Here is an 11,116-nt window from a genome sequence, read left to right as displayed (position 1 = left end):
CAGCAGGGTTGCAGCTTGATAAGCCCGACTCTGCTAAGATCGGCCGGTCCGTTTTGGGGAAGCCTATGATTTCTCATCTTTATTCTCGCTTTTGTCTGACTATGCCAGCGCCGGAAGGTTCCACCGGTCTGCTGGTGGCCTTCAGTGGCGGCCTCGACTCCACCCTGCTGCTGGTACTGGCGGCGCAGTATGCCCGCGAGCACGGCCTGCCACTTCGCGCCCTGCACGTGCACCACGGCCTCAGTCCCCATGCCGATGAGTGGGTCGCTCATTGTGAAACCGTGTGTCAGCAATTGGCGGTTGAGCTGCTGGTCGAGTGGGTGACTCTGGCCCGTGGCAATGGCGAGAGTCTGGAGGCGCAGGCGCGCACCGCCCGTTACCAGCGGCTGACCGCCCGGATGCGGGAGGGGGAGTGGCTGCTCACCGCCCACCATCAGGACGATCAGCTGGAGACCCTGCTGCTGGCCCTCAAGCGCGGCGCCGGTCTGCGCGGGCTGGCGGGGATCCTGCCAAGCCAGCCCTTTGCCGGCGGCCTGTTGCTGCGGCCGCTGCTCGATATGAGTCGCGCCGAGCTGGCCGAGGCGGCGGCGAGCCTCCCCTTTGGCTGGGTGGAGGATGAGAGCAATCTGGACGTGAGTTATGACCGCAACTTTTTGCGCCAGACGCTTATCCCCCAGCTCAAGGCGCGCTGGCCCGCCATGGCCCAGACCGCGGCGCGCAGCATGGCCCTGTGCGCCGAGCAGGAGGCGCTGCTGGATGAGCTGGCCGAGAGCGACTGGCAGCTGGCGGGCGAGGGGGAGGCGCTCCATATCGGCCCGCTGCACGCCCTTTCACCCACCCGGCGCAACAACCTGCTGCGCTACTGGATCCGCCGTCAGGGGGGGGAGATGCCATCCCGTGAACAGCTTGCCCGACTGTGGCAGGAGGTAGCGCTGGCGCGCGGCGATGCCAATCCCCAGCTCAACTGGGGGCGCCAGAGCTGCCGCCGTTTTCAGGAGCGGCTCTATCTGGTGAGCCCGGACTTGCAACCCTGCCATCAGCTGTTGCCGCTCACCGTGGGCGAGCCGCTGACCCTGCCGGACGGGCTGGGTGAGCTGGTGGTGCGCATGGTGGAGCACGGAGAGGATCTGTTGCGTTCCCCCCGGCCGGACGAGCCGCTCTCGGTGCGTTTTCAGGTAGCGCCCGGGATCCCCCTCAAACCGGTGGGGCGAAGCGGCAGTCGGCGGATGAAGAAGCTGCTGCAAGAGTATGGTGTTCCCTCGTGGCAACGGGGACGCATTCCCATCCTCTACTATGGCGAGCAGGTGGCGGCGGTGGTGGGGCTCTTTGTCTGCGACGGTTTTATGGCACAGAGTGCCGGGCTGGTCTGTCACTGGCAGGGAAACGGTGCAGCCCCGGTTTTGCCCGAGCAGGATCTTGCCTGAGGTGATCGGTGTGAGCGGGGCCCCCAAAAAAAGAAGCTCCGGTCACATGGTGCGCATGTGCCGGAGCAAAGAAGAGTTCGGGATTATTCGTTAGGGCTGGCCTTGCCTGCTTTCTTGCGGGCGTAGAGGTGACTGTCGGCCGCCTCGTAGAGGCTCGGCACATCGACCCCGGATTGCCAGCTGGCGGCGCCAAGGCTGCATCCGACCGAGAAGGTGCTGAGCTCCTTGTTGGTCATCAACATATGCTGCAGTCGCAGCCAGACCGGGCGCCACGCCTCGGGTTCGGCCGGTTGCAGCAGCAGGGCAAATTCATCTCCCCCGAGCCGGAAGGCTTGATCCGTGCTGCGGATGCACCCCTTGAGCAGCTGGGCGAAGCGGCTCAGCACCAGATCCCCCACCGGATGGCCCCAAGTGTCATTGATCTGCTTGAAGCGATCGAGATCCAGCAGCACCAGCACCAGACCGTGGGGCTCGCGGCTGTGCTGCTCGATGGCGCGGCCGATGGCTTCGTCAAAGTAGGAGCGGTTGCCAAGGCCGGTCAGGTGATCGAGCCGGACCAGCTGATCCAGTTTTTCCAGCCGCAGATAGAGGGGCAGCAGCAGGCAGAGCAGCTGATGGTATTGCATCAGTACCCGTTGCTGGCTGCCGCTCAGCGGATGTTCCAGCTCGTAGTGGAGCTGGCCGAGCAGCTGGCCATGCTGACCGCGCAGCTCGAACGGATAGTTGTGCAGGTTGAGGGTGGCCAGCGGCGGGTGCTGGATCAGCACATGGGGTTGTCCACAATCGAGGTAGAGACCGTGGATCCTGACAATTCTTGCCGCACGATCGGCAAAAGTTGTCAGCAGACCGCCGAGATCGCTCTGCCCCAACAACTGCTCGAGCAACTGGTTGCGTTCAACGCTGGGCAACGGCGTGAGCCGCTCCATCTGGCGAACCCACTGCTCGATGCCATGGCTAAAGCCATTAAGTGACGACGTATTTTCCATGGTCTTCCACCTGTAACACCTGACTACTGTCTCCTCCATGCAATTGGCATGCCCAATATATCTTTCCTGCCCGCCAGATCGGCTGACTAAGCTTAAGTCGATAAAAGGAGAGGAAAATTTGTACACCGACCTGTTGATCCTGCTGTTCGCCGCCGTCCTGCTGGTGGCAACTTTCCGGCGCCTCGGCTTGCCGGTCATCCTTGCTTACCTGATTGCCGGCGTCTTGCTCGGCCCCCACGGGCTAGCGGTGATCACCGGCCAGTCGATCATGCAGACCATTGCCGAGCTGGGGATCGTCTTTCTGATGTTCTCGTTGGGGCTGGAGTTCTCCCTGCCGAAATTGCTGGCGATGCGCCGGTTGGTGCTGGGGGTCGGGATGTTGCAGGTGCTGCTCACGTCACTGCTCTTCTTCGCCATCGGCTGGTGGTGGGGGCTGGGTCTGGCCCAGTCGCTGGTGGTGGCGGGAACGTTGGCACTCTCCTCGACGGCTGTGGTGATCAAGCAGCTCGGCGAGCAGAAGCAGCTCCATACCCGCCGCGCCCAGCTGGGGGTGAGCGTGCTGCTGTTTCAGGATCTGGCGGTGGTGCCCCTGCTGGTGATGATCCCGATCCTCGCCCAGCCGGAAGTGCAGGGCAGCGCCCTGGCCGCCGAGATCGCCTGGGCCACCCTCAAGGGGCTGTTTGCTCTCTTCACTCTGCTGGCGGTGGGCAAGTGGTTGCTGCCGCTGCTGTTTCACGAGGTGGCGCGAGCCCGCTCCGACGAGTTGTTCGTGCTGAGTGCCCTGTTGGTGGCGCTGCTGGCTGCCTACATGACCCATTCGCTCGGGCTGTCGATGGCGCTGGGGGCGTTTCTGGCGGGGATGATGCTGGGGGAGTCCCACTACCGTCATCAGCTTGAGGTAGACATCAAGCCCTTTCGCGATGTGCTGATGGGTCTCTTCTTTATCACCATCGGCATGGCCATGGAGTGGGAGCTGGTGGCGCGGGCTTGGTGGCAGGTGCTGATCTGCGTGGTGTTGCTGGTGCTGTGCAAATCCCTGCTGGTGCTGCTGGCCGGGCGGCTGATGGGGGAGCGCAAGCGCGACAGCATGGCCGCCGGCATCATGCTCAGTCAGGTGGGGGAGTTTGGCTTCGTGCTGCTGGCGCTGGCGCTCCACCACGGCTTGCTGGGTCAACAACTGGTCTCCATGCTGATCGGCATCGGCATCATCTCCATCGCCATGACCCCCTGGCTGGTGACCCAGGCCCATTCGCTGGCCCGCAGCCTGACCGATCCGGCGTTGCTGACCCGCTCCGAAGTCGCCCAGTCGGGTCTGAGCAAAAACCAGCACGTCATCATTGCCGGGTTTGGCCGGGCGGGGCAGACCTGTGCCCGCTTTCTCAAGATCGAGGAGATCCCCTTTCTGGCCCTAGACCTCGACCCCGAGCGGGTGAGCGAGGCCAAGCTGGCGGGGGAGCAGGTGGCCTTCGGCGATGCCAGCCGCCGCGATATTCTGCTGGCCGCCGGGTTGTTGCGGGCGCGGCTGGTGATCATCACCTTCGATGATCGCAAGCGGGTGGAGGCGATGCTGGCACTGATCCGCGAATTGGCGGGGGATCTCAAGGTGCTGGTGCGTACCCGGGATGACAGTTTTCTGGAGCAGTACAAGCAGGCGGGGGCGTTTGAGGTGATCCCCGAATCCCAGGAGGGGGCCCTGATGCTGGTCTCCCACCTGCTGCTCAATTGCGATATCCCCATCGGTCGGGTGATCCGCCGGATGGAGCTGGAGCGCAGCAGTCAGTATCGCTTCCTGCACGGCTTCTACTGGGGGGATCAGAGTGCCAGCAATCTGGAGGCAGATCAGCTGCTTGAACGCCTCCATCCCCTGTTGCTGCACGATCAGGCGTGGGCGGTGGGCCATGAAGTGCGCGAGCTGCCGCTCGATGAGGTGCGGATCAAGGAGGTGCAGCGCGGGGATCAGAGTCTGGAACCCAGACCCGAGCTGGTGCTGGCGGCCGGTGACCGGCTGATCCTGTTTGGTACCGTGGTGGCGATGGAGCAGGCGGAGCAGCGTTTGCTGGAGGGGCGCTGAGTCCCCTCACACTCATCGGCCGTGCTCCTTTACTCCCGCTCTTTTGGTAGCCCTTCGATATCGAGGAAGGCGACGACGCGCTCCCGCTCCCTCAGAGTGTCCTGATAGCCCAGCTTGATCAGCTGTTGGCAATAACCCGGATAGAACATCAAAAAGCTGGCCAGACTGCTGGTCTCATCCCCCTTCACGCCCAGCACCCGCAACAGGCGGCGCAACTTTAGCGGCAGTTTGCGCAGGTAGGCCAGTGCGATGGTGTCGAGATCCTGACTCGGTTTTAGCACGCAGGTCTCCACCCGCTTCAGCTTGAGGCGATTGCGCTCCCGCTCAGGGATCAGATCCAGAGTCTGGTTGATGCGCCACAGCCGCTCCAGATCGGAGTTGAGGGTGTCGGTAAAGACCGTATCGAGCAGATGGCTGGCAATATTGGAGCTGGTGAGATGGCCGTGGTGATGGGTCGGCGCCGAGTGGGCTGGCGGATCCAGGGTGATCAGCAGGATCCGCTCTGCCCCCAGATGGATGGCGGGGCTGAGCGGGCTCAGCTGGTGGATGGAGCCGTCGCCGTAGAACTTCTCGCCGATCCGGGTGGCAGGAAAGACAAAGGGCAACGCCGAGGAGGCGAGCAGGTGCTCCGATGTAAGCACGGTGCGAACCCCGCGCCGTCTGGCCCGCTCCCAAGGATGGTGGTCGGCCCGACCCTGAAAGAAGGTGGTGGATAGGCCGTCGTCGTAATCCGATGCCGTGATAGCCAGCGCCTCCAGACTGCCGTAGAGGATATTGTCATCGATGCGGTGATAGTCGATGAGCTGATCCAGCAGGCGGTGCAGCGGCGCGTTGTCAAAGAGGTGAAAGGCGTGGTTGGTGTGGGGATTGATCAGCCCCGCCGACCCTTCGTACATCAACCGCCACAGCAGGCGCCCTGGGTGAAAATCGAATATGTGGTGAGTCTCGAAGCGGCGCCAGACCCACTCCAGCTTGCGCACCCCCAGATGGAAGCAGGAGGCGTAGCAGGCGAGCGCAGTGACATTGATAGCCCCCGCCGAGGTGCCACACAGGATGGGAAAAGGGATGCCGAGATTACGCGGGTAGAGCTCCGCAATCGCCTTGAGGGCGCCGACCTGATAGGCGGCGCGGGCACCGCCACCGGTGAGCAACAACGCTGTATTGGGTCTGGCCATATGCTGGCGCCTTATTGTGTTCTGACAAGAATGTTCCCACTGACAAATTAACTATAAGGCGCTGTATCAAATATAAAAACGGGCGCTTGCCCGTTTTTTTCATGGCCCCATGTCAAAGGGCGCGGTGAGGATTTTCCGGCCGCGCCAGCTGATCGAAGGCGGCGAATACCGGGGTGCTGGCGAGGATACGACCGTGGCCCAGACCCCGGGTGCTCACCAGCCGGGTATGACCTTCCTGACTGGCCCGCAAGGAATCGCCGTGCGGGGCAAACCTGTCCTCCTCGTCGTGCACTATCATCGCCGCGCCGCTGCGACTGGCGAGCCGCCCCAGCGGATCGACCGTGCTCAAGGGGTGCAGGTACTCTTGCTCAATCTCCTTGACCACCGCATCGAACAACCGGATGGAGTAGCCGGAGCGTGCCACCATGCCGTAGAGCTGGGGCACATAGTCGAGCACTGGCGAAATCAACAGCAGTGGCAGGGCATCGATACCAGGCTGACGGCTGGAGAGGGTGACGGCGCCCCCCATGCTGTGGGCGATGACCCCGTGCAGCGGGCCTGCTTCGCTGACCAACTTGCTCGCCAGCTCGTCGAAGGCGCGCACGAAGCGGGGCAGGTGGCCGGTGTTGCCTGCGCTCTGGCCGTGGGCCGGATGATCGTAGGCAATGGCGGTGAAACCCTGCGCGGCGATATGGCTCATCAGCGGATAGAACTGGCTGGCGCTGCCGGACCAGCCGTGCATCAGCAGCCACAGTGGCCCCTGACCGAGCCGATAGCTCATCAGCGTCCCTTCGCTGGTATGAACGGCCTGTTTCACCAGACCGGCAGGTTCGCTGCCATCCCGCTGGTTGCGCTGGGGGGTGAGCAGCAACTTGCTGGCGGTGCGCTTGGCATGGCTGGGGGCGAGTCTGTGGTGCAACCGGGTGCCGATACCCAGCAGCCATTTGCTCGGGCTGAAGCGGCGGGTGTTGAAGTAGATCTTGCTGCTCATGGTCATCCTGTGGTTTTTATGTGCGAACGGTCGTGCTTTTTTGTCGGTTTTTAAAAAGTTGTATTGAACGGATGCCAAAACATTAGCGCCAGCTGCTCAGCAGAGCGTCCACTTCGGGCCAGAAGTGGCGGGCCGGATCCTGACACAGTTCGAGGTCGTTGAACACCTGATCCGCCAGATAGAGGCCATAGAGGCGGTAAACGGCGCGCCAGGGATCCATCTCCTGTCGCCACTCACCAGCGGCCTGACCCTGCACCACCTGACGGGCCAGATAGTCGAGCCAGAAGCGCACCAGTTGCCTAGCGGCTTGTTGTACAGGGCTCTTTTGCTCATGGCCATCCTGCACCGAGGTCCAGGCGTCGAGGAACATGCAGCGTCCGGCAAAGCAGTGGTTCCATGCCTGCCAGGCGCGCAGCAGGGCGATCAGCTTGTCGTGCTGGCTCTGGTGCTCCTGCTGGCGTACCGGCTGGATCACCCGCAGCCGGAACACCTCGGCGGCGTACTCCAGCACGGCGATCTGCAGATTGTCGCGGGATTGAAAGTGGGCAAACAGGCCGCTTTTCGACATCTCGCAGGCGCTGGCCAGCGAGCCAATGGTCAGGCTCTCCAGCCCTTGCTGGCTCGCCTGCTCAAAGGCAGTCTGCAAAATGGTTTCCCGGGTTAGGCGCCCCTTGCTCATCACTCTCTCCTCGTTGGCGCTGGCAGCATAAAGTACGATCGTGCTAATTGTCGAGCAACAAATAGCCAGCATGGCTGGCTATGTCGTCTCGCGCGTGTCACTGCACGCTGGGATCAGCTCTCCTTGATATCGAGCTGTTGCAGGGCGATAACCGCCTGAGTGCGGTTCTTGACGCCCAGTTTTCTGAAGATGGCGGTGATATGGGCCTTGATGGTGGCCTCTGAGACGTTGAGCTCCCAGGCGATCTGTTTGTTCAGGCTGCCATCGCGCAGCATGATCAGCACCTTGTACTGCTGGGGGGTGAGGCTGGCCAGCTTGCTGGCGAAATCGGGGCCATCTTCCGATTCGGGATGGAGCGAGATGCCTTCCGGCACCCAGTTATCCCCCCCGATCACCGTATTGAGGGCGTTGACCAGCTCCTTCATCGGCACCGATTTGGGAATAAAGCCGAGCGCCCCGAGCCGCAACACCTGCTGGATGATGGCCGCATCTTCCGAGGCGGAGACCACCACGATCGGCAGGTCGGGATACTGGCCGCGCAGGTGGGCCAGCCCTTCGAAGCCATTGGCCCCCGGCATCTTGAGATCGAGCAGCAACAGGTCAACTTCGGGGTGCTCGCCGAGCAGGCTGGTCAGGCTGTCGATGGAGTCCGCTTCCAGCAATTGAGCATCGTTGATGGCCATGTGCACCGCTTGGTAGAGGGCGCCCCGAAACAGGGGGTGGTCATCTGCGATGACGATGGTAAATTGGCTGTCCATATTTCGGTTAATGGCTCACATTGTTGCTAACTGATTGTTTTGAAAAATCAAACTAGCATCGCTCACCAAGAGGGTCAAACCCGCCGGTGCGCAAATGTGAAGCGACCATCGGATGTTTTGCCATCAAGGGCAGACCGGCTGGTCGCAGGCAACTCATGCAGGAGGCAACAGATGGGATCCTTGGTATTGGCGGTGGGCACCGGCTCCACCTGGGCGATGCGGGCGGCACTGGTGCTCGCCATGTGCGGGCTGACGTGGCAGGAGCAGGTGTTCGATCTGGAGGATGCCAAGTCGCTGGCGCGGCTCAAGCGGCTGGCACCGGCCGGTCTGGTGCCCTGGCTCGAACACGATGGCGTGCGGGTTCACGACTCGCTGGCCATCGCCGAATATGTTCACGAGCTCTGTCCCGACCGCCAGCTCTATCCTGTTTCGCTGGCCGAACGGGCATTGGCTCGCAGCCTCTGCGCCGAGTTGCATGCAGGATTTCGGCAGATCCGTTCTCTGCTCCCCTTCTTTCTTGGGGCGCCAACCCGTATCGATCCCCCGGTGGAGGCGGTCGGTGAGCTGGCCCGTTTGCAGGAGATCTGGTCGCAGACGCGGGGCCCCTTCTACTTTGGCGAGGCGGGTATTATCGACGCCTTCTATGCCGTGATGGCCTATCGGCTGGCCAGCTACGGCATCCTGTTGCCCGGTCAGGCGGGAGCCTATCAGCAGGCGCTGCTGGCCTGGCCCCTGTGGCAAGAGATGTTGGTCAAGGCGCGGCTGCAGTGGCCAGTGGCGGCGCGCCAGTCACAGTGAGCCTTGGCAGATAGATAAACGAGAGAGGGGAGCCACTGGCTCCCCTCTCTGTTGCTGGTATATATGGCCCAAGAGTTACTTCTGCCGACCGGCAAAGACCACCACCACCTTGTCATCCCCCTTCTCCCGAACAAAGGCGTAAGGGGCATCCGAGAGTTTCTGGTGGCTGCCTGCCGCAATGGCCGGATGGGCGGCGCGGAACTGGCCCAGTTGCTGCCAGTGCTTGACCAGCTCGGCCTTGTCTCCGCTGGCCAGCTCCTGCCAGTTCATGTCCGAGCGCAAGCCTTGATCGAACACCCCGCCATCCTTGGCCAGCCCGCGGCCGGACTCGTCGCCATAATAGAGCTGGATGCCGCCCGGCAGCAGCATGAAGCTGCTGGCGACCCGGCGTTGCAACGGCACGTCCTGATAGTCGCCAAAGAACAACTTGGTGTCGTGGGAGCTGATGTAGCTCAACACGTTGAACTCGGGATCCTGATTGATGCGGCTGGCGTAGCTGGCATAGGTGGGCTCGGCGCTGGCCATGCACTGGGCCTGGGGCAGGGCAAACTCACGCTGATAGTCGAAGTTGATCAACGAATCGAAACCGTTCTGATACCAGAAATCCTTGGCCACCCCGTGATCCCACACCTCGCCCACCATGTAGAAGGGCAGATCGTCGAGGGCCTTGCTCGGGTTCGCAGTCTTCCACTCCTTGAGCGCAGCGGTGCCCGCCTGCTTGAGCTTGGCCCACACTTCGGGCTCCAGATGCTTGACTGTGTCGGCGCGGAAGCCGTCGATACCAAAGCGGCGCACCCAGTCGGTGTGCCAGGCGATGAGATAGTCACTCACGGTAGCGTCGGGCTGCGCCTTGGCGAGGGTATCTTTTTTCGCCGCCAGCAACGGCGGCAGCCCTACCGGTTTGGCCGATTCGGTCAGAAAGTCCGGCAGCCCCGCCACCGAGCCGGTGACATCGTCGGTGCCGGGCTGCGGGTAGCCGGGCAGACCGGCGCGCACCCAGTCACCACTCCACCACTTGTTCCACGCGGGTGATTGATAGTCGATGAACTGGTTGTAGCCATGCCAGTTAAGGCCGCCGCTCGGGAGCCACTGGTTCCAGACGGTCGGCAGCTTGTCTGTGTTCTGGGTCAGCTCGGTGAGCCCCAAATCCTGCAGGTCGGCGAGGGTGGCGTAGCCAGCGTGGTTCATCACCACATCGAGGATGATCCGCATGCCGCGCTTGTGGGCCTCGTCCACCAGGGTTTTCAGGCTCTCTTCATCGCCGTAGTTGGGGTCAATCTTGGTGAAGTCGAGCGCCCAATATCCGTGGTAGGCGTAGAAAGGGAAGTTGCCCTGCTCGCCACCGCCGATAAAGCCGTGAACCTGCTCCACCATGGGGGTGATCCAGATGGCGTTCATGCCGAGGCTCTTGATGTAGTCGAGCTTCTCGGTCAGCCCCTTGAAGTCACCGCCGTGCCAGGTGGCCACCTCGTCCTGACCATCCTTCTGGCGGCCGAAGCTGTGGTCGTTGGCGGGGTCACCATTGTGGAAGCGATCGGTCAGCAGAAAATAGACGCTCGCCTGATCCCAGCTGAATGGTGCTGGCTTGGCTGCCTTGACCGGCTCGAGCAGCAGCAGGCCGCCGCTCTCTTTGCTCGGGGTCAGGGTCAGTTTGCCCTGTTTGACCACCGCCTCCTGTTTCGAGTAGGCATCCCTCAGTCGGGTGCCGTCGGGCCAGACCCCTTTCAGGGATACCGTGACCGGGCCGCCATCCCAGCTGATGCAGGGCTCTTGTGGTGGCTGGCGCTTGAACTCGCTCTTCTTGGTCGCCCGCAACACCTTGAGGCTGGGAGTATCCGGGTTGAAGGTGAACTGATACTCCCCGGCCAGCATCACCCGCAGGGTAAAGCTCTGATCCTTGCTGCATTTGTCCATGGGCTGGGCGGTGCCGAAGGGGAGCGGTCTGCTCTCGCTTGGGCCAAAGCTGGTACCGCAACTGTTGCTTGCGTCGCTGATGCGGATCTGGTGGCTCCCCTTGGCAAGGGGATGGGTCAGCTCCACCGTGCCCTTGTCCAGCGCGATCGGGGTTGCGACCGGTTGACCATCCACATAGAGGCGAACCTCGGGGGCGGCTATCGCCTGCTGGGTGAACAGAGGGGCGGCCAGCAGGGCGAGCCAGAGAGGGGATAAGTGATGAGCACGACGCATAAGCCATTCCTTGAGCAGGGCAGTTCGGACAAGGGCCCATTCTAGGA

Annotated in this window: 9 protein-coding genes; 3 read left to right on the top strand and 6 right to left on the bottom strand. The window is 62.5% G+C overall.

Going from position 1 to position 11,116, the window contains the following annotated elements; all coding sequences use genetic code 11:
* Positions 1 to 65 precede the first annotated feature (65 nt).
* Positions 66 to 1,424 (top strand): tRNA lysidine(34) synthetase TilS, encoded by a 1,359-nt coding sequence (gene tilS, locus NOM06_RS00880; protein ID WP_255909203.1) that lies wholly within the window; start codon positions 66 to 68, stop codon positions 1,422 to 1,424.
* An 83-nt stretch (positions 1,425 to 1,507) separates the two neighbouring features.
* On the opposite strand, the gene NOM06_RS00875 is transcribed toward tilS, so the two are convergent.
* A complete protein-coding gene (locus tag NOM06_RS00875) occupies positions 1,508 to 2,410 on the bottom strand; it encodes a GGDEF domain-containing protein (protein WP_005347848.1) in 903 nt (300 codons plus the stop codon).
* Between the two features lie 118 nt (positions 2,411 to 2,528).
* Between NOM06_RS00875 and NOM06_RS00870 the strand changes: the two genes are divergently transcribed.
* A complete protein-coding gene (locus tag NOM06_RS00870) occupies positions 2,529 to 4,481 on the top strand; it encodes a monovalent cation:proton antiporter family protein (RefSeq protein WP_255909190.1) in 1,953 nt (650 codons plus the stop codon).
* 29 nt (positions 4,482 to 4,510) lie between these two features.
* Here NOM06_RS00870 and NOM06_RS00865 read toward each other — a convergent pair whose 3' ends face one another.
* From NOM06_RS00865 to NOM06_RS00850, 4 genes are all read right to left on the bottom strand, one after another.
* Positions 4,511 to 5,656 (bottom strand): patatin-like phospholipase family protein, encoded by a 1,146-nt coding sequence (locus tag NOM06_RS00865; protein WP_005347843.1) that lies wholly within the window; start codon positions 5,654 to 5,656, stop codon positions 4,511 to 4,513.
* 112 nt (positions 5,657 to 5,768) lie between these two features.
* Positions 5,769 to 6,647, bottom strand: coding sequence for an alpha/beta hydrolase (locus NOM06_RS00860; protein WP_255909188.1), 879 nt, complete (start codon positions 6,645 to 6,647; stop codon positions 5,769 to 5,771).
* Between the two features lie 82 nt (positions 6,648 to 6,729).
* Entirely contained in the window at positions 6,730 to 7,326 is a 597-nt protein-coding gene (locus tag NOM06_RS00855) for a TetR/AcrR family transcriptional regulator (protein WP_235464122.1), read from the bottom strand.
* A 113-nt stretch (positions 7,327 to 7,439) separates the two neighbouring features.
* Positions 7,440 to 8,084: a response regulator transcription factor gene (locus NOM06_RS00850; protein ID WP_005338467.1), complete on the bottom strand. Its 645-nt coding sequence runs from the start codon at positions 8,082 to 8,084 to the stop codon at positions 7,440 to 7,442.
* Between the two features lie 171 nt (positions 8,085 to 8,255).
* Between NOM06_RS00850 and NOM06_RS00845 the strand changes: the two genes are divergently transcribed.
* Positions 8,256 to 8,882 (top strand): glutathione S-transferase, encoded by a 627-nt coding sequence (locus NOM06_RS00845; RefSeq protein ID WP_255909179.1) that lies wholly within the window; start codon positions 8,256 to 8,258, stop codon positions 8,880 to 8,882.
* A gap of 75 nt (positions 8,883 to 8,957) precedes the next feature.
* Here NOM06_RS00845 and NOM06_RS00840 read toward each other — a convergent pair whose 3' ends face one another.
* On the bottom strand, positions 8,958 to 11,069 hold the full coding sequence (locus NOM06_RS00840; RefSeq protein ID WP_255909177.1) for an alpha-amylase: 2,112 nt from the start codon (positions 11,067 to 11,069) through the stop codon (positions 8,958 to 8,960).
* Positions 11,070 to 11,116: the final 47 nt, after the last annotated feature.

The sequence above is a fragment of the Aeromonas sp. JL9 genome (assembly GCF_024436075.1).
Classification (GTDB): domain Bacteria; phylum Pseudomonadota; class Gammaproteobacteria; order Enterobacterales; family Aeromonadaceae; genus Aeromonas; species Aeromonas veronii.
Note: the sequence above shows the minus strand (reverse complement) of the source record. Positions and strands in the feature narration are given on the sequence as shown.